Source organism: Dysgonomonas sp. HDW5A, from assembly GCF_011299555.1.
GTDB lineage: Bacteria > Bacteroidota > Bacteroidia > Bacteroidales > Dysgonomonadaceae > Dysgonomonas_A.
Window position 1 is genome coordinate 354,154 of sequence record NZ_CP049857.1, and the last position, 22,729, is coordinate 376,882.

Annotated in this window: 14 protein-coding genes and 1 tRNA gene; 11 read left to right on the forward strand and 4 right to left on the reverse strand. The window is 37.9% G+C overall.

The genetic code is table 11. The features are described 5' to 3' along the window. Positions 1-27 precede the first annotated feature (27 nt). Genes icd through G7050_RS01420 form a run of 3 tightly spaced genes read right to left on the reverse strand, consistent with a single transcriptional unit; the run spans position 28 to position 4,178 of the window. Complete coding sequence (gene icd, locus G7050_RS01410; protein WP_166110116.1) at positions 28-1,290, reverse strand: NADP-dependent isocitrate dehydrogenase; 1,263 nt, start codon at positions 1,288-1,290, stop codon at positions 28-30. Positions 1,291-1,300: 10 nt separating this feature from the next. After that, positions 1,301-1,888 (reverse strand): DJ-1/PfpI family protein, encoded by a 588-nt coding sequence (locus G7050_RS01415; RefSeq protein ID WP_166110119.1) that lies wholly within the window; start codon positions 1,886-1,888, stop codon positions 1,301-1,303. Positions 1,889-1,919: 31 nt separating this feature from the next. After that, positions 1,920-4,178: an aconitate hydratase gene (locus G7050_RS01420; RefSeq protein WP_166110122.1), complete on the reverse strand. Its 2,259-nt coding sequence runs from the start codon at positions 4,176-4,178 to the stop codon at positions 1,920-1,922. A 576-nt stretch (positions 4,179-4,754) separates the two neighbouring features. Between G7050_RS01420 and G7050_RS01425 the strand changes: the two genes are divergently transcribed. From G7050_RS01425 to G7050_RS01465, 9 genes are all read left to right on the forward strand, one after another. Beyond that, on the forward strand, positions 4,755-5,768 hold the full coding sequence (locus tag G7050_RS01425; protein ID WP_370521929.1) for a linear amide C-N hydrolase: 1,014 nt from the start codon (positions 4,755-4,757) through the stop codon (positions 5,766-5,768). Between the two features lie 289 nt (positions 5,769-6,057). Next, on the forward strand, positions 6,058-6,645 hold the full coding sequence (locus tag G7050_RS01430) for a DUF3575 domain-containing protein (RefSeq protein WP_166110128.1): 588 nt from the start codon (positions 6,058-6,060) through the stop codon (positions 6,643-6,645). A gap of 11 nt (positions 6,646-6,656) precedes the next feature. Beyond that, the gene (locus tag G7050_RS01435) at positions 6,657-8,051 is read left to right on the forward strand and encodes a DUF3868 domain-containing protein (protein WP_166110131.1); all 1,395 of its coding nucleotides are present in this window, start codon (positions 6,657-6,659) and stop codon (positions 8,049-8,051) included. Continuing rightward, positions 8,051-9,061 (forward strand): fimbrial protein, encoded by a 1,011-nt coding sequence (locus tag G7050_RS01440; protein WP_166110134.1) that lies wholly within the window; start codon positions 8,051-8,053, stop codon positions 9,059-9,061. The genes G7050_RS01435 and G7050_RS01440 overlap by 1 nt, the downstream gene beginning before the upstream one ends. A gap of 90 nt (positions 9,062-9,151) precedes the next feature. Beyond that, a complete protein-coding gene (locus G7050_RS01445) occupies positions 9,152-10,075 on the forward strand; it encodes a FimB/Mfa2 family fimbrial subunit (RefSeq protein ID WP_166110137.1) in 924 nt (307 codons plus the stop codon). Positions 10,076-10,113: 38 nt separating this feature from the next. Beyond that, entirely contained in the window at positions 10,114-11,508 is a 1,395-nt protein-coding gene (locus G7050_RS01450) for a hypothetical protein (protein ID WP_166110139.1), read from the forward strand. A gap of 24 nt (positions 11,509-11,532) precedes the next feature. Further along, positions 11,533-13,488, forward strand: coding sequence for an FISUMP domain-containing protein (locus G7050_RS01455; RefSeq protein ID WP_166110142.1), 1,956 nt, complete (start codon positions 11,533-11,535; stop codon positions 13,486-13,488). Between the two features lie 262 nt (positions 13,489-13,750). After that, a complete protein-coding gene (locus G7050_RS01460) occupies positions 13,751-17,044 on the forward strand; it encodes a TonB-dependent receptor (protein ID WP_166110145.1) in 3,294 nt (1,097 codons plus the stop codon). A gap of 11 nt (positions 17,045-17,055) precedes the next feature. Further along, the gene (locus G7050_RS01465; protein ID WP_166110148.1) at positions 17,056-19,092 is read left to right on the forward strand and encodes a RagB/SusD family nutrient uptake outer membrane protein; all 2,037 of its coding nucleotides are present in this window, start codon (positions 17,056-17,058) and stop codon (positions 19,090-19,092) included. Between the two features lie 71 nt (positions 19,093-19,163). Here the strand turns inward: G7050_RS01465 and G7050_RS01470 are convergent. Further along, positions 19,164-19,235: transfer RNA gene (locus G7050_RS01470), tRNA-Arg, on the reverse strand. 180 nt (positions 19,236-19,415) lie between these two features. On the opposite strand from G7050_RS01470, the gene ung reads away from it, so the two are divergent. Then, on the forward strand, positions 19,416-20,078 hold the full coding sequence (ung, locus tag G7050_RS01475; RefSeq protein WP_166110151.1) for a uracil-DNA glycosylase: 663 nt from the start codon (positions 19,416-19,418) through the stop codon (positions 20,076-20,078). 42 nt (positions 20,079-20,120) lie between these two features. Then, positions 20,121-22,724, forward strand: coding sequence for a tetratricopeptide repeat protein (locus G7050_RS01480; RefSeq protein WP_166110154.1), 2,604 nt, complete (start codon positions 20,121-20,123; stop codon positions 22,722-22,724). Positions 22,725-22,729: the final 5 nt, after the last annotated feature.

The following is a 22,729-nucleotide window of genomic DNA, read 5'->3' on the forward strand; positions in this document are numbered from 1 at the left end:
GTCACAAGACCTATACTATTTACTTTATTACAAGTTACTTGTCAGAAGCTGGCAGAACTTGCTAGTGGAAAGGGTCGTTCCTCCCTCCATAAAGCGGGCAAGATCGGCTGTTGCCTCTCCTTTGCTGTAAAGGCGTTCAAGACCATTGGTTATAAGATCGCCTGCTTCAGTCCATCCCAAATATTCGAGCATCATTACAGCCGAAAGCAATAGAGATGATGGATTCACGACATCTTTCCCTGCAATATCGGGTGCTGTACCATGAGTCGCTTCAAAAATGGCATGCCCCGTCATATAATTGATATTGGCTCCGGGAGCAATACCAATCCCCCCGACCATTGCTGCTAATTGATCGGAAACATAGTCTCCATTCAGATTGAGTGTTGCAATAACCGAATATTCGGCGGGTTTTAATAATGTATTTTGAAGAAAAGCATCTGCTATTACATCTTTTACAATTAGCTTACCGTCTGATTTAGCCTGCTCCAATGTTTTATTGGCTTCCGCCTCTCCTTTATCTTTCTTGATTTTCTCCCATTGCTGCCAAGTGAATACTTTATCTCCGTACTCTTTTTCAGCAAGAGCATATCCCCACTGCTTGAAACCGCCTTCGGTAAATTTCATAATATTACCTTTATGAACAATGGTTACCGAGGGCAATTTGTTCTCTAAAGCATATTCTATTGCTGCACGAACCAGTCGTTCTGTACCTTCAACCGAAACAGGTTTTACTCCAAAAGAAGAGGTTTCGGGGAAACGAACCTTCTTCACGCCCATTTCCGTTTGAAGGAAATTCAGGAATTTTGCAGCTTCTGGTGTTCCTTGCATCCATTCGATACCTGCATAAATATCCTCTGTATTTTCACGGAAAATAGTCATATTTACTTTCTCCGGTGTTTTAATTGGAGATACTACTCCTTTAAACCAACGAACAGGGCGAAGGCATACATATAAATCTAAATCCTGACGAAGAGCAACATTCAACGAACGGATTCCTCCTCCAACGGGTGTAGTAAGAGGTCCTTTTATTCCCACCAGATACTCACGAAAGGCATTCATTGTATCTTCGGGAAGCCACGAACCGTTTTCATTAAATGATTTTTCTCCTGCAAGAACTTCTTTCCATTCTATTTTTCGCTGTCCTCGATAGGCTTTTTCTATAGCTTTATCAATTACTTGCTGTGCATTTTTCCAAATCTCTACTCCTACCCCATCTCCTTCTATAAAAGGAATAATTGGGTTATTAGGTACATTTAGCTTACCGTTATTGATAGTTATTTTTTGTGACATTATTTTTATTTTATTGTTTCCAAAAATCATCGTGATGCTTATCACTCTGCCAATTATATTCTATTCGAAAAGCTATTTCCTCTGCTGTATTCTTTCCCGAAAGATCACTTACAAAACCCAAAGTCATATCTATTCCAGCACTTACTCCTGATGAAGTATAATATTTACCATCAACGACCCATCGTGCCTGCTGTATCCAATTAACTCTATCGGAGTTACTTTTTACCCAATCGAAAGCCCGTTTATTGGATGTTGCTTTTTTTCCATCAAGAAGTCCGGTTCGTGCAAGTAATGCACTGCCTGTACAAACAGTTAATACATATCGACTTTTTTCAGCTAGTTGTTTTATTTGATCGATCAGGCTTGTATTCTCAACTACCTGTCGGGTTCCTAGTCCACCGGGAATAAATAATACGTCGTTAATCTTTATATCATCTATTTTCTGTGTTTCAATTCTTAACCCGTCTTTATTACTTACAATTCCTCCTTGTTGCGAATAATACCCAATGGTATAATTTTCAACTTTTCCGAAGACTTCAACAGGTCCAAAAACATCTAAAGTTTCAAAATCAGTAAATAGAATCACATTTATATTCATTCTCGATTTTATTGCTGAGAAAATGCAGGGATCATTCTCCTTTCATATAATTCAAAGCGCTTCCGGCCTTAAACCATTCGATTTGAAGTTGATTATAAGTATGGGCAACTTCAATCGTTTCCGATGTTCCATCTTTATGACTCAATTTTACAGTCAGATTTTTTCCGGGTTTAAAATCAGTCAAACCTAAGATGCTTATTTTGTCTTCCTCACGAACCTTGTCATAATCTTCTTTATTCACAAAGGTCAGAGCAAGCATACCCTGCTTTTTCAAATTGGTTTCGTGAATACGTGCAAATGATTTTACAATAATTGCTTTCACATTCAAGAAACGTGGTTCCATAGCTGCATGTTCACGAGAAGAGCCTTCTCCATAATTTTCCTCTGCAACGACAATCGAACCCAAACCTTTTGCCTTGAAGTTTCGAGCTAATTGGGGTACAGCTTCAAATTCACCGGTTAGGGGATTCTTTACCGAATTTGTTTTATCATTGAAAGCATTTACCGCCCCAATCAGCATATTATCCGATATATTATCGAGATGCCCACGGAAACGTAACCAAGGTCCAGCCATAGATATATGGTCGGTAGTACATTTTCCTTTTGCCTTTATCAATAAGGGTTGTTCAATAATATCTTTACCATCCCATACTGCAAACGGTTGTAATATTTGAAGGCGTTGCGAATCGGGTGCTATTTTAACCTCAACGACAGTACCCTCCGATACAGGTTCGATATATCCTAAATCTTCTACTCCAAAACCTTTTTGAGGTAATTCTAATCCTACAGGTTCTTGAAGTTTTACTTGTTCTCCCTTAGCATTGGTTAAAGTATCCGTCATCGGATTGAAACACAAATCTCCTGCAATTGTAAGTGCTGCCACCAATTCGGGCGAAGCTACAAAAGCGTGCGTATTTGGGTTACCGTCATTTCTTTTCGCAAAATTTCGGTTGAACGATGTCACAATTGAATTTGGACGTTCCGGATTTTCTGTTTCACGCTTCCATTGCCCGATACAAGGACCACAGGCATTTGCCATAATGGTTGCTCCCACTTCTTCGAATTCAGTCAATATACCATCTCTTTCTGCTGTAAAACGTACTTGCTCCGATCCCGGATTGATAATAAATTGTGCTTTAACCGATACATCTTTCGATTTTGCATCTTTTACAATAGAAGCTGCTCTCGACATATCTTCATACGAAGAGTTGGTACAAGAGCCTATTAAGCCTACCTCCATTGTTTGAGGATATCCTTTTTCTTTTACCACTTTTGCAAACTCCGAAATAGGATGTGCTGCATCAGGAGTAAATGGTCCATTAATATAGGGTTCTAAATCTGACAGGTTGATTTCAATTACACGATCGTAATATTTCTCAGGATTATTTTCAACCTCAGCATCTGCTTTTAAATGCTCCTTTACTGAATTTATTACCTCTACAATTTCTTCTCGATCGGTGGCAATAAGATATTCAGCCGATTTCTCATCGTATGGAAAAATAGAAGTAGTTGCTCCTACTTCAGCACCCATGTTACAAATAGTTGCCTTTCCCGTTGCTGAAAGTGAATATACACCTTCTCCAAAATATTCTATAATGGCATTTGTACCTCCTTTTACGGTAAGGATACCTGCCAGTTTCAAAATTACATCTTTAGCCGAAGCCCAACCGGATAGTTTACCCGTTAGTTTTACGCCGATAATTTTGGGCATTTTCAACTCCCAAGGCATACCTGCCATTACGTCGACAGCATCTGCTCCTCCTACTCCAATGGCGATCATACCTAATCCTCCGGCATTGGGTGTATGCGAATCTGTACCAATCATCATTCCTCCGGGAAATGCATAATTCTCCAGTACAACCTGATGTATAATCCCTGCACCGGGTTTCCAAAAGCCTATTCCAAATTTATTGGATACAACGCTTAGGAAATCGTATACTTCTTTATTGGTAATTTCAGCAGTATTTAAATCTTCTTTAGCCGATTTATAGGCTTGAATCAAGTGATCACAATGTACGGTAGATGGTACTGCAACCCTTTTACGACCCGAGTTCATCAGCTGTAAAAGTGCCATTTGTGCTGTTGCATCCTGCATAGCTACACGATCGGGGGCAAAGTTAACGTAATCTTCGCCTCTTTTATAGTCTTTAATAGGCTCATCTTTTGACAGGTGGGCATATAATATTTTCTCGGTAAGCGTCAGAGATCTTTTTAATTCTTCTTTCGCCTGTAATATCCTTTGAGGTAATGACTCATATATATTTTGAATCATTTTAATATCAAAAACCATCTTTTATATATCTTTTAGTTAATCTTCAATTCGGTTTTATAGCATTCTCAAAGATATAAATTTTAATTTAATTAGAAAAACTAAATTTATATTTATACATTCAAATTACATATTTATACATAAAGAGTATAGGGAAATAAAAAAAGCGAGTAAAACTCGCCTTTAAATTCATTAGTAACTCTTTTTTTTCTTATCCTCTTCTTTCACGGAGGGTTGTGCAGCTATAACTTTTGGCTTAACCTGCTTAGGTTTCTTTTCTTCTCTTTTAAAACGTTTCTCTCCCATAATATTATATAGTTTGGTAAAGATGTAAATGTAACTCATTACTCAGCCAAAACACCAGATTAAATATATTATTATAGGATATTAAGTTAAAGAAGCCAAAAACAGAACTAACAAACTTACAATCAGAAATATAAAACAAACAAAATAAGATAAGATTCATTAAAAGAAAAAGAATTTCATTGTATCTTTAAAATTAGGCTGAACTATCTTAACTTTTTCATTGTTATCAATACCAACATTAATTCATTTAAATTATCTATTAAGATGAAAAAAGGACTTTATCTTTTAGTGATGGCTATGCTCATCAGTTTCTTATCAGAAAAAACAGAAGCATGTACCCGTGTAGTATACCAGGGACCTAACAATACCATCTTAACAGCCCGATCTATGGACTGGAAAGAAGATATTATGAGTAACTTATGGATATTCCCTAGAGGAATGGAGCGGAACGGTGAAGTTGGACCCAACTCTTTAAAATGGCAATCGAAATATGGAAGCATTATTGCATCTGCATACGATATATCCAGTACGGATGGAATGAATGAAAAGGGTTTAGTTGCTAATCTTCTTTGGCTAGCCGAATCTGAGTATACAGTATGGGATCAGAAGAAACCCGGTTTAACGATAGCAGCATGGGTACAGTACGTACTTGATAATTTTGCGACTGTTAACGAAGCTGTTGCTGCTTTGGAAAAAGAAGATTTTGTAGTTATTTCGGATAATATGCCCAACCAAGACAGAATGGCTACATTGCATTTGGCAATATCTGATGTAACCGGAGATAATGCCATATTTGAATACATTAAAGGTAAATTGGTAATACATCACGACAGATCTTATCAGGTAATGACAAACTCTCCTATATTTGAACAACAACTTGCATTGAATAAATATTGGGAAAACATTGGAGGTACAACTATGTTACCGGGAACAAATCGTGCAGCTGACAGATTTGTAAGAGCATCTTATTATATCAATGCTATCCCTCAAGTTGAAGACACAAGAATAAGTGTAGCAAGTGTTTTCAGCGTTATTCGAAATGTTTCGGTACCTTATGGTATCAGTACACCAAACGAACCTAATATCTCATCTACAAGATGGAGAACTGTATCGGATCAAAAAAACAGGGTTTACTATTTTGAATCGACATTGTACCCAAACATTTTCTGGGTAGATTTAAAAAATATTGATTTCTCTAAAAATGCACCGGTTTTAAAGCTTGATCTTGTTAGCGGTGCAACTTATGTAGGAAATGCAGTAAAAGAATTTAAGCCCTCAAAACCTTTTGTTTTCCAAGGCATATAAATTAAACTTACAACTATACTAAAAAAGCGACCAAAAGGTCGCTTTTTTAGTATTATTTATTCAAGCAGATAAGACCAGTGAAAAATATATCAACTAACCATAACTAATAAGAGGTAAACACAGTAAAACACCAAGTTAAAACATTACTGCCCATTCTGCAATGTGAACAAAAGTTACAGCTACTTGTTTTTATATAAAATAAACAATCAGACTATTTCAGAACAATTCTTGGACTCAACACTAAAGAATATTGCACAACATATAATAACGGGAATACATCCTCTTTCTTATGAAATCAATCTTTGTACATAAGTCGACATTTATCTTGGCAGTAATCATACTCTTTGCGGCTAATGGATATTCTCAAAATATAGGACTCAAAACGAATGCTCTTTACTGGGCAACTACAACGCCCAATATAGGTGTTGAGGTAGCTGTCGGCCGAAAATTGACATTAGATATAACAGGAGGGTATAATCCTTGGGAATTTGGAAATAATAAAAAATTCAAGCATTGGGCTGCACAATCAGAACTACGCTATTGGCTGTGTGATACATTTGAAGGTCATTTTTTCGGTATTCACGCACAAGGTGGTGAGTTTAATATCGGCAGGATCGATCTTCCTAATTTCATATTTGGGTCGGATAGCGGAGACCATCGTTACCAAGGCTTCTTTGTTGGAGGAGGTATTTCATATGGCTATCAATGGATACTCAGTCCCCGATGGAATCTGGAGGCAAATATTGGACTCGGGTACAATTATATAAAATACGACAAGTTTGAGGCTTGTGATTGTGGAGAACGATTAGAAAGTAAATCATCAAATTACTTTGGTCCAACCAAAATCGGTCTTAGTATTATTTATTTAATAAAATAACCTGACATAACATGCCAATCAGCCGACACATATACATCCTTGCATTTCTCCTTATTTATGGATATAATACAGGTTATAGCCAAGAGAAATATGATAATATAAGCTTCGAAGTCAAGAAATTTACACAAGAAGGTGATTCTTTACGAATAGACGTTGATTTCAACTTCTCTAATTTGCAGTTATCTTCTCGTGAGCAATTAGTAATAACTCCGGTTATTAAAAACAGCGATAGAGAGTTAGACCTAAAACCATTACTTATTAATGGCAAAATTCGCCATAAGGTATACTTAAGACAAAAAGCTTTTGGGACTTTAGATGATATCAATAAAAAAGGACTTGAAGTTATCAAAAAGTCAAAACAAGGAAATCAAATTATATCATACTCAACTGCAGTTTACTTGGATGAGTGGATGAGGAAGTCGGATCTATATATACAAGAAAGTAGTTGTCCGGGTTGTGGTAAAGCTATCAGCAAAAATGAACGCTTAGTTGCTCAGAATCCGACATTAGAGACTATAGAACCATTAAATCAGGAAAATATTGAACCTGCAGTCACCTTTATCATACCTGAGGCAGACTCTATCAAAAAGAGGTATAAGCAAGGTAGTGCTTATTTGACATTTGAGGTCGGTAAATCCGTCATAAATACCTCTATTGCTGATAATGCAGCCGAACTCGCTATAATACATGCAACCTTAGAGGAATTAACAAGTGACAAAAATGTATCTATACAAGATATATCCATAATTGGATTTGCGTCTATAGAAGGAACTGCCAATTTCAATAAACAGCTATCCGAAAAACGAGCTAAATCATTACAGACCTACATTCAGCAAAAATACAGTCTTCCTTATTCTCTTTTTGATGTGAGTTGGGTCGGTGAAGATTGGGATGGATTGGTTACTCTTATCCAGAGTGGCAATATGGACAAGAAGCAAGAGGTTTTAGCAATAATAAATGATACCGAAATACTGGATGGCCGAGAGAAAAAATTAATGCAGTTGGATGGAGGTCAGCCCTATCGTTTTATGTTGAATACATATTTCCCCCTGCTTCGAAGAGTCAATTATGTAATCAACTACACTTTACCTCCATTCAGTTTAGAGGAAAGCAAACAAATCATAAGGAAACATCCTGATCAACTAAGCAGAAGAGAACTTTTTGTATTAGCCGATAGTTACGGTAAAGGAAGTCCCGAATTTTCCGAAATCTTAGAAATAGCTCTCAATGTATATCCCGATGATACAATTACCAGAAAAAATGCCGCTGCTTCATATATTATGCAAGGAAAATACAATAAAGCGGAAAAATTATTATCAAATACAAAACCAGTTAGAAATCAAGAAACTCTATATAATTCGATAATACAGAACAACGAGAATAATAATTTAAAACAAGACCAATAATGAAAAGATTTTTTCTATTAACAAGCATTGTAGCACTATTGTGCTCTGCTTGCAGCAACAACGATGACGAGAATTCTACGGGATCTAAAACCAAAGCATCCCTTATTGTTACTCTTTCGGGAACCGGAGGTACTTCTGCTCGTAATGTAGGTGCGCCTACTCAAGCCGAAGAGAATACAATACATTCTTTTACAGTATATATATTTGCAAATAATAGATTAGAGAAGACTGAAACATCTACAACTTTGTCCGGTCTATCTCTATTGATAGAAGATCTGACTACAGGTGCAAAAAAAGTAGTAGTCGTAGCTAATACTCCGGCATCCTTTCCTGATCTTGTTGAAGGAGACCCTTACAGTAAACTTGCAGAAGTAACCAGCTATATCAATCTGGATGATCAGACTAGCAGCTTGAATAACGGTTTGGTTATGAGTGGTGAATCTGATGCAACATTACAGTCTATTACTGTGGGTACAAATTCTATAACTATTCCTATTAGCCGGATAGTAGCCAAAATCAAACTTGGAGAAATCACCATTGATCCTGCTGCAGGAGTAAATCCTGCGTTATTTACACTTACTGGTGTAGCTATAATTAAAGCTAAATCGTTGTCATCAGTAGGCATACCATCAGTTATTACTACTACTCCGTTCTATAGTGGAATCGAAGGGATGACTGTTCAGAGCCCTAATATCAGAAGTTACTTATATGAAACTATTAGCTCAACCGATTTCGACGAAAGATTTTTTTATGTTTTTGCCAACGCAAATAGTGATGAGGACAATGGAACATTACTTACTTTGGAAGGAACTTATGATGGTGAGGTTATGTACTTCCCTTTCAGGCTTCCTGCTATCACACGCAATACTCAACATACATTGGATATAACTCTTCGCCGTTTAGGAACAGGCTCTCCTGATCCTGAGGTGCCTAGCGACCCGGCGACACTTACTGTAACAATTACGCCTCAAGATTGGGTGGTTGTACCTACTCAAAGTGTAGAATGGTAATTCTTTAGAATATAAGTAGAGAGAACAGAGTCATAAAATTAGTTCTCTCTACTGTATTAAAACTAGAAACGCTCCATAAGACAAACTAAAATGTCATACTCTAAATACACACATATTACCACTTTATATAACTACAGTATATTACTGTTGATATTACCTCTATGCCTATCATCTTGTATTAAAGATGATTTTCCAAACTGTAATACGACACTTTTTCTACAGATAAAAGCTGTTGATGCTACAGGGGTTGATATAACCTCAAGCGGAGAAGCCGGAGCTGCGGAAGTATATATTTTTGACAGAAATCAACGATTTATAGAACAGATATCGGTTACAAGTGAAGACATTAAGAATAAAGTTCCTCTAAAGATATTTCACAAAGGAACAAGTAACTTCACGGTTGTAGTATGGAGTAATCTGAATGGTAACCAACAAGTTGATTCTTTAACAAATGGCACCTCTATAGATCAGGCATTTGTTCAACTAAAAAGAAGTGCAGAGGGTTACGCCTTAAATCCGGATGATTTATTTCAAGGTATACTCAATATAAAAAATAATAGTAATGCCAGTTCGGATATTACGATAGAAGATAGCATAACTATACAACGAAAAACAGCCCTTCTCAATATAATGGTAAAAGGTTTGGAGTTTCAAAACCCCAATAATTATTACTTTATCATTAAAGGTGCATCCAAAGACACTTATAGTTTTAAGGGGGAATTGGTTGGCGATTCTATCAGATACAAACAAAATGGAGAGTTTAATACCTCCGGCACACAATTTATCTCATCGCCTTTTTCGCTGTATCCTCTACCCGAAGGCGGTCGGCTGACAATCTTAATATATAATGGCGAAAACTTAATTGCTACAGCAGAAACCAACAACAAAGATGGTAGTAATATAGTCCCCATAGTAGGAGTTACGACAAATGTATTGATAGACTTAAGGGCATCTTTAAATGTAAATATCGTAGTAACAGACTGGGAAGACATATACCATTGGTTCGAATGGTAACACATAAATATATAACTAAAATAAATTATTGAGCATCAATGATATCAATCAGTCAATATAGGTCAGGAACTGTTTCTAAGGTAAGACTCTTACTCTTAGTCTCTTCTATATTGGCTATACTAGCGGGCATATTGAGTTCGTGTAGCGAAGATGATACAACTATAGATACTAATCTTAGCAATGTAAAAGTTCAATTTTATGCTAATAATTTATCTTTTCTGAAACAAACATCGGAGGAAAGTCAAATAACAGAGATACAAACTTTAATATTTATAGACAATGGAGATGGCTATAAATACAGCTATAGTGTACCTGCAGCATCTCTTAATGCGGTAGACTCCTTAACAACCTCGTTCGATATAACACTTTACACAGTAACTAATCCGGTAAAAATATACATTATCGCAAACTCTGATAATGCAATCTCAAATAATACACCACTCGTGGGTGAAACCGAAGCACAGGTAAAACAAAAAATAATACAATCATTTTCATCAACAGGCATTAGTGCCAATTTTCCCATATGGTGCGAATATCTTCTTCCCTCAGGAATATCAAGTTCTCTCAATAATAATATTATACAACTGAAGATATTAAGAGCCATAGCAAGGGTTGATATAAGTGTGGAAGACGTAGAAAGCTCTTTCAGTATGACGAGCATTCAGGCATTTAGGGTTAACAGCCAATTCCAAATTACTCCTAATGCTTACTCTAACCCGTTACTTGTTTCCGAACCAAGTATACCCTCAACCAGTACAACAACCATAAATACGAATCCTATTATTATAGCTAATAATACATCAGAATCTCAGTTGTATTTGCCAGAATCGGCAGCTCCTTCTGTTGCCAATCAAACATCGGATGCTACTTGTGTTGTTGTGGGCGGCAGATATAATAACAGCGATGATATTACTTATTACCGGCTGGATTTTGCTCCAGACATTGCAGGTTATCCTTTGGGGCAAATCTTGAGAAACCACCATTATACATTCAATGTTATTGATATTACAGCTGCCGGATGGCCTACTCCCGAAGAAGCTGCCAGAAATAGATCAACTAATATTCAGGCTGCCATTCAGGATTGGGAGGATGTAGGTGCGAACGTAGGGCTAGGAGGAAACACTTACTACTTCCAAATATCAACACGTGAAATAACAATACCAAGCATTGCTACTCCAAATGCAAGCGGTTTTTCATTGGTTGCAACTAATGTACCAATTTATACAATACGTTGGTCGGACGCAGCAGGAAATCCTTTGGGAGAACCAGCAGATGTTCTTAATGACGGAGTAATACGAGTACTTAAGACACGCAATCTTATTGCAGTTAATGCTGTGGCAAACAATCCTTCACCAAGCACTGTTTTAAGATATGTATTAATAGAAGCCGACCGGGTTCGTATACTCCTTAAGATATATCACCTTGGAACATAATTAAGCAGATAACAGCTAATCAATATGAAAACGAAGAGAATATCTCTACAAAATATAAACCACTACAGTCAACAATTATTTTTATTTATAATTGTCGCTTTATTATGTGGCTGTTCTGAGGATATAACCAATAAAAACAATGGGAACTCAACAGACACCTATTTACAGTTCAGCGTTATTACAACTGACGCCACACCTCCTAAAAACATATTGAAATCAGGTCAAACTGATTCAGAAAGCACAATAAATCAAGTACAAATACTAGTCTTCGAAAATGATCTTTACCAGTATCGTGTAACAGGAACAGGTATTACTAACAGCGGTACTTATAGTGCAACCTTCAAAGCCCGTTTATTATCAAGCGATCAACCAACAACCATATACATTATAGCCAATTCCGATACCGAATTAGATACAAATGAGCCTCAGGTAGGTGATAATATATCAACGGTAAAGGATCGATTAACTAAATCGATTTCAGCAAATCCAATAAACGGAAACCTATCGATGTGGGGAAGTTATTCGTTTCCATCAGGTTTATCGGCAACAGATGACAATACAATTACCGGCATAAGAATGCTTCGTGCTGTGGCTCGGGTAGATGTTATAGCCAATGCTGTTTCGTCCAATTTCCAATTGGCCAGCATACAAGCTTTCCGTGTTGCAAATAATATGCAACTTATACCTGACAACCCTACCACAACACCAAGTGTTACAGAGCCGAGTGTACCTGTAGGTACTTCCTATAATATCAATACATCAGCAATAGCAACTCTACCCGAATCGTCGGTTGCTCAATTATATTTACCCGAATCTACAACTCCTGCATCCGGTGATCTGGTAAATGATGCTACCTGTATTATAGTTGGAGGGTATTACGGAGGAAGTAATACAATCACATACTACAGACTGGATCTGAATCCGGGGATATCAGGGCATTCATTTGGGCAGATTTTACGTAATCATCGGTACGAATTTACTATAACTTCGGTTTTAAGTGAAGGATATTCAACACCTCAAGATGCTGCAAACAATATATCTTCTTCGATGGAGGCACGGGTTGTATTATGGAGCGATTATGTTAAGCATATGGTGTTCGATTTAAACAATTATTTAGGAGTGTCAGAATCATATATAACCTTGCCGGGAGAAGCAAACTCATCCTACAATATTCTGATACAGACCAGCCTGTCTAATTACAACATGACTTGGGCTGATAGAACAGGATTACCCGAAGGCTCACCGTCATCGAGTTTAAGTGATGACTATTTTCAGGTAGATAAAGCCTCTGACGGATCATCTATATTAGTAACTGCAACTCAAGTAAACCGCGCAGATTCTACTGACAGAGTAAGATATATTCTACTCCAAGGGGCTGCATTGAAGTTACTTATCACCGTCATTCAGAAAGCCGTAAAAGTAGGTCCGGCACCCGGACCGGGCGGAGTAATATGGGCTGAAACAAATGTAGACTTGCCATATACCTTTGCTAGCCAAACAAGCATCGGTAAATTTTATCAATGGAATCGCAATACAGCATGGGCTAGCACAGGTACAGTTACCGGATGGCCCTCTACCGGTGCAGCAGGATTCTTATGGGAAGAAGCAAACGATCCATGCCCCACAGGATGGAGAGTTCCTACAAGAGACGAACTTCAGGCGTTGATCAACTCTACGGGCAGAAGTTGGCGAATAATATCGGCAGATTATGATTATCCCGGAGTATGGTTTGCCCCAACACAAGAGGAGGCTAATGATGCGACTTTTGAAGATCCGGGTAACGGGTTATTCTTTCCCGCCGGAGGTCGGAGAGATGCAACCGGAACATTAACCGATGCAGGTTTCAACAGTTATTATTGGGGCAGTGATGTTAACCCTCTTGGGGGTACAACCGAGATAATGAGTATAGCCAGTGGAACATACATTATATTTCCTGTAGCTAGTACGCTAGGATGTTTAGTCCGGTGTGTAAGAGATTAATTTCTAAATAAACTTCCTTAAATAGTGCCCAAAAGGTTTCGAGAATTAAATTCTCGAAACCTTTTTTTGTGACAACCCCATCCATTAACAGTAAAAAGCAAGATTCAAATTACAGAATTAATAACATTTTATAAGTTTTTTTGACAATGAATTAATTTTAGCCCCTATTTGACCTATTTCTCACCGTTGCCTCATTCAGATATACTCATCTTTGCTTTACCTTATCTTAATAAGTAAAATATTACAAATATCTAATTCCATTATGAAAAAGAACAATCATGTAACTTTACGAAGAAGGCATAAAGCGAAAATACTGCACCGTTTTGCCTTCATTTTTACACTTATGCTCATTATTCCTCTGACTTTATTTGCTCAGGAAAAAAGCATCACAGGACTGGTCACCGATTCTAAGACCGGAGAACCTCTGATTGGTGTTTCGGTTACTTTAGAAGGTACTAGTACAGGTACCGTAACTGATATAGATGGTAGATTTTCATTGAAAACACCAACAAACTCTACTTTAAGGGTTATCTATATGGGGTATATTACACAAACCGTAAAGGTGGGTAATCAAAGTAATTTGAATATCAAATTATCCGAAGATACACAATTACTGGACGAGGTGGTAGTGGTAGGTTTCGGAACACAAAAAAAGGTAAACCTGACAGGAGCGGTAGGTATAGCTAATGCCAAGGATATTCAGGATCGTCCGGTAATGCTTGCAACACAGGCTCTGCAAGGACTTGTGCCGGGATTAAATATATCTCAAAACAATGGTAGTTTAGAATCACGTGCAAAGATCAACATACGTGGTACAGGTACTATTGCAGACGGTTCGACAAACTCACCTTTAATATTAATTGATGGTATGGAAGGCGATATTAATGCGCTTAATCCTCAGGACATCGAGAATATTTCGATTCTGAAAGATGCATCTTCGTCCTCAATTTATGGATCAAGAGCTCCTTTCGGAGTTATACTGATTACCACAAAAAAGGGAACTATAGGAAAGACTTCTGTAAACTACAACAACAGCTTCCGATGGAACAAACCTCTTCTGCTTCCCCAAATGATGGATTCCTATACATTTGCAAATTATTTTAATGATGCAGCCTTAAATGGTGGAGGCACCGCTCATTTTGGAGATGCATGGCTTGCAAATATTTTAGCATTTCAAAAAGGGGAAATAACAACATCGACGGTGCAAAACAGGAATAACAACCGATGGGAAGAAGGTTTTGACCCGAATGGAGTAAATAACACAGGTGGTAATGACAATAGAGATTATTACAAAGAAATTTTCCGCTCCCGATCTATGGGACAGGAACATAATCTGAGTATCAGTGGCGGTAACGAGAAAGTAACCTATTACACATCGTTCAATATATTGGCACAAGATGGGCTTATGCGATTCAATCAGGATACTTACGACAGATATGCAGCCACAGCAAAGGTTGGATTCGATGCTGCTACCTGGGCTAGAGTTAATTATAGCAACCGATTTATCCGCGATAAATATAATCGTCCATCAGCAATGACCGATAACCTATTCGGAGATTTAGGGCGTCAGTCGTGGCCTACCCTACCGTTATATGATCCGAATGGATTTTTAATGCAGAGAACGGCTTTAGCTTTGAGAGATGAAGGAAACGACAAAACAGAAACCGATAACCTTTACCAACAAATCCAATTTGTATTTGAACCAATTAAAAATTGGAAAACTTTTGCAGAAATAAATTACTCTATAAAAAATGCAAACCGCCATTGGGATAAGCAGGTAACTTATATGCATGACGTTGAGGGTAATCCATTTGTTTGGTCGAAAAACTCCAATGTGCATGAAGATCATTTGAAAGAAAATCAAATGGGAGTTAATCTATATACCGAATATACTTATACGCTGAACAAGAATCATAATTTCAAAGGTATGCTAGGTGTTCAGTCAGAAAAGATGAAACAAACTAAATTCGGACTGCAAAGAGATGGGATCTTAGTACCGGGAATTAACGAAATAGATGGAACCAGCGGAACGGACTACGACGGCAGACCTGTGGTACCTTCGGTGAACGGATCAAGGCAACGTTGGAGCACTTTCGGATATTTTACCCGTATCAATTATGATTATCAAGGTCGATATTTAACTGAATTTAATTTAAGAAATGACGGTTCTTCGAGATATAGAAGCGGTAACCGTTGGGTTTGGTCTCCATCATTTTCTTTAGGATGGAATATAGCTCAAGAAAATTTCTGGAAACCATTACAGGATGTTGTGGGAACATTAAAAATAAGAGGATCATACGGTCAACTGGCTAATCAGAATACCGATAACTGGTATCCTACTTATGCTGCCATGACAGTAAAAGCTTCGGAAGGTGCATGGATGCAAAATGGAATTAAGCCTAACGTATCATGGGCACCGTTTACTCTTATTAACCAAGATCTTACATGGGAGAAGATTAGAACAACAAACATCGGTCTCGATTTTGGATTATTTAATAACAGATTAACCGGATCTTTTGATTATTTCGTCCGCGAAACTAGAGATATGTTAGGTCCTGCACCCGAAAGACCTGCCATTCTGGGTGTTGGTGTACCCAAAGCCAACAACACAGATTTAGAAGACAAAGGATTTGAACTCTTAATTTCATGGCAAGACCGGCTAAACAACGGATTAGGTTATGGTATAAGATTTACATTGGCCGATTATCAGACCAAGATCAAAAGATATCCGAATCTCACAGGTAGTCTGGGAACATATAATGCCGGACGTAAGATGGGCGAATTGTGGGGGTATGAAACGATAGGAATAGCTAAAACCCAAGCTGAAATGGATGCACATTTGGCTACTCTTCCTAAAGGTGGACAAGATGCTCTTGGCAATCAGTGGGGAGCAGGTGATATTATGTATAAAGACCTCAATGGTGATGGTAAAATCAATAATGGCAGTAATACGTTGGAAGACCACGGGGATCTTAAAGTTATTGGAAATACAACCCCTCGTTATCAGTTTGGATTCGAATTTACAGCAGACTGGAAAGGTTTCGATATGAGAGCATTCTTTCAGGGAATCTTAAAGCGTGATTTTTGGAATGGTAACTATTTCTTCTGGGGTGCTTACGGTGGAGGAGATAAACAAACAGATACAGGTGGTAGCGGTATGTGGTGGTCAACTGGATTTACACAACATCAGGACTATTTCAGAGACGAAAATACCAACTCGGTAGTAAACGGGGTAAATGATGTAAACCTCAATTCGTATTATCCAAGACCACTGTTTAATTCGAGTAAAAATACAAAAAGACAAACCGGCTACTTACAAGACGCTTCGTATATACGCTTAAAGAATCTCCAATTGGGCTATACACTACCAAGTAATATGTCAAAGAAACTTCATATTGCAAAACTCAGAGTATATGTTTCGGGCGAAAACTTATGGACAAAAACAGATATGGCAGAGATGTTCGATCCCGAAACAGTTGATGGAGGATGGGGCAATAGTGGAAATGTATACCCCTTATCTAAAGTGTTAGCATTTGGTTTGAATATTAATTTTTAATTTGATTACTCATGAAACTGTATAACTATATAACAAAGCTTTGTGCCGGTATAATTGTATCTACATTATTTTTTGCTTGTACCGACGACCTGAACCAGACTCCCATGTCGACCATTCCACCCGAAATATTTTTCGAGTCCGAATCGCAACTCGAGTCATATGTCAATAACCTGTACGCTCCCCGTAATAAATGGAACAACGGAAACGATCAGGAATTTGATGTACATGGCAACTGGAGCTTCGGTACATTCGGACTTGATAACAATACCGATAATATGAATAATAAAACTTCGGCTAACCACTTTATCCCCGGAGAATGGAGAGTCGATCAGACCGGAGGTGAATGGGCATTTGAATTTATCTACAAGTGTAATTACTTTTTGAAATATGCACAAGAAAAACTCGATGCAGGCAAAATAACTGGAACGAGGGCAAATATAGATCAATCTTTTGGAGAAGTTTATTTCTTCAGGGCATTTGAATATTTCAAGAAATTACAAAGGGTCGGCGATTTTCCGATTGTAACCGAACCTCTTCCCAACGAAATGAACCCACTTATTGAGGCTAGTAAAAGACAACCCCGCACAGAAGTTGCTAAATTTATTCTTGCTGACTTAGATAAAGCCATTTCTTTATTGAAAGACGACCCCGATGGAGGTAGAAAAAACCGTATATCGAAATATGCCGCCTATATGCTTAAATCGAGAGTTGCCTTATATGAAGGTACATGGATGAAGTATTTCCAAGGAACTGCATTCGTGCCGGGAGGATCGGGCTGGCCCGGTGCTTCAAAAGAGTATAACAAGAACTATACTATTGCCAATTACAGTGAGGTAATGAATAACTTTTTTCAGCAATGTATGGATGCGTCTAAGATTGTAGCTGATAGATTTCCTCTGGTAAATAACAACGGGATTCTTCAACAAACAGTATCCGACCCCGAAAACCCATACCTCAATATGTTTGCTGCTACAGATTTGAAAGGTTATTCGGAAGTTATTCTATGGAAACAATACGACAGGGGACTAGGTATCACACATAATGTGCCCATTGCTGCACAGACAGGCGGATATGTAAATGGTTTAACAAGAGGGTATGTAGACAATTTCCTTTTGGATAACGGAAAGCCTATATATGCGGATCCTGCAAGATATGCAGGCGACAATTACATTGCTGATGTTAGAAAAAACAGGGATGGACGTTTATGGTTATTTTTAAAAGAACCAAAACAAAAGAACTTATTATTCAATACCGAAAATGCAGGTCGTGCCAATCCAGTTGAAGCTTACCCCAATATTACCTCATCTAATGCCGAAGTTGGCTATGGTACAGGCTATGCTATTCGGAAGGGCGGAACTTTCGATGGTGCTCAATTGACCGATAACGGTGGGTGTTATACCGGATCTATTGTATTCAGATCGGCTGAAGCTTGTTTAAATTATATTGAAGCCAATTATGAAAAAAATAGCTCTCTCGATGGAACTGCTACTCAATATTGGAAAAATCTAAGAGACCGTGCCAAGGTTAACAATGACTTCAATGCAACCATTGCAGCTACCGATATGAGTAAAGAAGCCCTTAACGATTGGGGTGCATATTCTGCCGGACAGCTTATTTCGCCTACTCTTTACAATATTCGAAGAGAACGCCGCTCTGAACTGATGGCTGAAGGACTAAGAATGGCTGATTTAAGGAGATGGAGATCGTTAGATCAATTAATTATCAAACCTTATCACCTCGAAGGTATGAAGCTCTGGGGACCTATGAAAGCTTGGTATGTGGACGACAAAGGTGTTTCAATTCTGAAATATGGAGTGGTAGATGCCAATGTGAGTGCTCCCGACCAAAGTATTTACCTAAGACCTCAGGAAATAAATCCGAACTCTTTAGTTTTAAAACAAGGTGGATGTAAGTGGGCAATGGCGCATTATCTTTATCCGATAGCCATACAGCATTTTCTTATTACGGCAAATGGCTCTGTAGACAGTTCACCGATATATCAGAATCCGTATTGGCCTACTACTGCTAATGAAGGTGCAATTCAATAACTAAGTATATTACATAAACAAAAGAAGAGAGGCTTTACAATTGTAAAGCCTCTCTTCTTTTGTTTCAAATGTGATCCCGAAGGGAATCGAACCCCCATCATAGGAACCGGAATCCTACGTTTTATCCATTAAACTACGGGACCATTATGCAATTCGTTTGCAAAAGTATAAAAATATTTAGAATTCGATTTACTATTTACAGGATTCTATCTTTTTAAACACACTAAATTAATTATTGACACCCATTATTGACATAAAAGCCTAGTTTATATTTATCCTATTATTTATATCTTTGTCAAAGTCATCAAAAATATCACACAACTATGGATGTTAAAATTGAAGAGTCTTGGAAAAAACAATTACAAAACGAGTTTGAAAAGGATTATTTTATAAATCTCACCAATTTCATAAGGAATGAGTATCAAACAAAACAAATATTTCCTCCTGCTAAATTAATCTTCAATGCTTTCGAACATACTCCTTTTGATAAAGTAAAAGTCGTAATTCTGGGGCAAGATCCATACCATAACGACGGGCAGGCACATGGGCTCTCGTTTTCGGTTAATGATGGTATACAATTTCCTCCTTCATTGATTAATATATTCAAAGAAATAAATAGCGATTTAGGTATTCCGATTCCCCAATCGGGAAATCTGACACGGTGGGCAGATCAGGGAGTTCTGCTACTCAATGCTACATTGACAGTACAAGCTCATCAGGCAGGCTCGCACCAAAACAAAGGATGGGAGAATTTTACTGATGCAGCCATTAAGAAACTGGCAGATGAGAGAGAAAATATTGTATTTCTATTATGGGGATCATATGCTCAAAAGAAAGCGGCGTTTATCGACAGTAATAAACACCTCATTTTAAAATCGGTACACCCTTCTCCCCTATCGGCACACAGAGGCTTTTTCGGGAATAAGCAGTTTAGCCAAATCAATGACTATCTAACATCGAAAGGTCTGACACCTATTCAATGGTAAAATATAAAATTCAACACAATAAAAATTTAAAATAAAACAAATATGTTCGGATTCTTCAAAAGAAAAAATAAAGATAACGGAGCAAGCAAAGAGCAGGCTGTGCGAACGGAAGTTTCATCACAGGGAAGTATAGAAGATCAATATAAAAGCCTATTGAATAATCACAGAAGCAATCTTTCTGAAATATCCCTTGTTGCTCAAAAGTATATAGATAAAGATAATTATACGGATAAAAATGAATGGCTGGATGCTTTAGCTATTTGTGATATTGCTCTACAAGAGAACAAAGTCGATAATACGATCAAAGAACTTTACCGTCAGATATATACCCGTAACTGGAACAAATATGTATCGATGGAATATAACGACACTGATTATAAGTATTGGTTCAACCTGAATAAAGATATCAATGACCGTTTTATTAAAATTGGTCATACCAGAGGTTATTGCGAACAAGCCGATTTATACGGATCGGCTCGCAGGGGATACCGCAATTTAGAAAAGAAAATCGAATATCTAAAAGAAGGAGTTAAAGCCGAAGATCCCGCTTCATTAGGCGACTATGGATATGGATTATATCTAGGTTTGCCTGAATACGGCAAAGAAAATAAAGAAGAAGGCCGTAAATTGGTAGAACGCTCTATTGAATTAGGTTATGAATCAGCAGAAATACTTTTACTGTATATTGATTTCTATGATACTGATCTCGATCAAAGTATACTGCTTCAACGTATAAACGAATATATAGAGAAGACAGAATCAGAAAACCGTAAACCCTATCATCTTTTGGCTGATTTTTATCTGAGAAAAGAAAACGATCTGGATAAGGCTGTCGAAGTTATGAAAAAAGGAATAGCAGTGGGAGGTCATTACTGTGAATACCTTTTGGGGATGAATTATCTGAACGGAAGAATAGAGAATGCAGATAAAAATCAAGGAATAAAACTTCTCGAAAGTGCATACAGCTATCACACGGTATATGCTGCTAATTTCTTAGGACAGTATTATAACTTTGGAAATGATGAAAATACATCCATCGAAAAAGCTATTCTATGGCACGAAAAAGCTGCATTATATTGCTACCCTGAATCGTCATTCGAACTAGCTTGTATTTATTTATACAACGAAAACCTAAAAGATATACAGAAAGGCTTAGCTTATCTAGATCAGGCTATTGAAGACGGAAGCCCCAGGGGTTTAGCCGAAAGAGCATATCTGATATTGGAAACCGAAATATTATCTACCAATATAGATGAAGCTAAACAACTTCTCGAAAAAGCCATGGACATGGGTAACGAATATGCTCCTTACCGTTTAGGCTTAGGTTATCAAAATGCAGAATTCGTTGCTGAACCCGACTATAAGAAAGCTCTAGAATTATTTGAGCTGGGAGCTGAAAGAAACCACTTATACAGTATTGAGTTAGCAGGTAACTATTATCGTGTAGGTGTTGGTGGCGAAGATGAAGTAGCAGCAGAAAAAGCTGTTAAATACCTGACGAGAGCCATCGAAATGGGATCGGATTACGCTCGTATAGAACTCGCTTTTTGCTACGAAACCGGTTTCGGTGTAGAACAAGATTTCCAAAAAGCATTTGACCTATATCGAGAGGCGGCGGCAAATAACTACTCGTATGCCAACACCAAGATGGCGGTATATTACGAAGATGGTATATTAGGTGAAGCGAATACAGCCGAAGCATTCAATAATTATATGATTGCAGCCGCAGCAGGTATTCCCGATGCCATGTATCACTTGGGACGTTACTATAAATATGCTGTAGGAGTACCTGAAAACCCCGAAGAGGCTCTTAAATTATTCAATCAGGCTGCCGAAGCAAATAGTGCTCCCGGACTTACCGAATTGGCCATCAGTTACGAACAAGAGTATGGAGGTTTAGAGTTCGATGCAACTAAAATTTTGCATTATATGTCCAGAGCTGCCGAAATGGGATATACTTATGCCCAATACAAACTGGGATCGTATTACTACTACGGATTGGTCGAAACCGATCTGAATAAGGCTATCGAATGGTACACAAAAGCCTACGAACAAGGTTATCCTTATGCTGCACTTATGTTAGGCGAATACTACCTGTACAATGTAGGAGGTGGTGAAACCGAATATGATAAAGCATTTGCCTACTTCAAGTTTGCAGAAGAGCAAAACGTGATTTCTGAAGGTCTCGGTGTTTGTTATGAATATGGATTAGGAGTTGAGGAAAATGAAACCGAAGCATTCAAGTACTATACTTTAGCAGCTAATGACAATTATACGGCTGCAAAATATCGCTTAGGATTGTGCTACAGATACGGGCGTGGTACAACCGAAAACCTCACGGACGCTTATCGCTGGCTGTCCGATGCGGCTCAAAACGGCAACTACAATGCTCAGTATGAAACGGCAATGATGTTATTAAACGGCGAAGGTGTCAGTATGGATCAGCAACAAGCCATACAAATGTTGACTAAAATAGCTGAAGAAGATCACGACTATGCTCAGTTTGAACTGGGTAACTGCTACTTAACAGGAAAAGGTGTAGCCGAAGACGAAGTACAGGCGATGTACTGGTATCAGAAGGCTGCCGATAACGGAAACGAGCAAGCTCAGAAACTAACCGGAAAAAGAGAACGTCGAAAAAGATAAGAGAT

Coding starts and splice junctions, on each gene's coding strand:
- icd (WP_166110116.1), bottom strand. CDS start 1,290: ATGTCACAAAAAATAACTATCAATAACGGTAAGCTAAATGTACCTAAT.
- G7050_RS01415 (WP_166110119.1), bottom strand. CDS start 1,888: ATGAATATAAATGTGATTCTATTTACTGATTTTGAAACTTTAGATGTT.
- G7050_RS01420 (WP_166110122.1), bottom strand. CDS start 4,178: ATGGTTTTTGATATTAAAATGATTCAAAATATATATGAGTCATTACCT.
- G7050_RS01425 (WP_370521929.1), top strand. CDS start 4,755: ATGGCTATGCTCATCAGTTTCTTATCAGAAAAAACAGAAGCATGTACC.
- G7050_RS01430 (WP_166110128.1), top strand. CDS start 6,058: ATGAAATCAATCTTTGTACATAAGTCGACATTTATCTTGGCAGTAATC.
- G7050_RS01435 (WP_166110131.1), top strand. CDS start 6,657: ATGCCAATCAGCCGACACATATACATCCTTGCATTTCTCCTTATTTAT.
- G7050_RS01440 (WP_166110134.1), top strand. CDS start 8,051: ATGAAAAGATTTTTTCTATTAACAAGCATTGTAGCACTATTGTGCTCT.
- G7050_RS01445 (WP_166110137.1), top strand. CDS start 9,152: ATGTCATACTCTAAATACACACATATTACCACTTTATATAACTACAGT.
- G7050_RS01450 (WP_166110139.1), top strand. CDS start 10,114: ATGATATCAATCAGTCAATATAGGTCAGGAACTGTTTCTAAGGTAAGA.
- G7050_RS01455 (WP_166110142.1), top strand. CDS start 11,533: ATGAAAACGAAGAGAATATCTCTACAAAATATAAACCACTACAGTCAA.
- G7050_RS01460 (WP_166110145.1), top strand. CDS start 13,751: ATGAAAAAGAACAATCATGTAACTTTACGAAGAAGGCATAAAGCGAAA.
- G7050_RS01465 (WP_166110148.1), top strand. CDS start 17,056: ATGAAACTGTATAACTATATAACAAAGCTTTGTGCCGGTATAATTGTA.
- ung (WP_166110151.1), top strand. CDS start 19,416: ATGGATGTTAAAATTGAAGAGTCTTGGAAAAAACAATTACAAAACGAG.
- G7050_RS01480 (WP_166110154.1), top strand. CDS start 20,121: ATGTTCGGATTCTTCAAAAGAAAAAATAAAGATAACGGAGCAAGCAAA.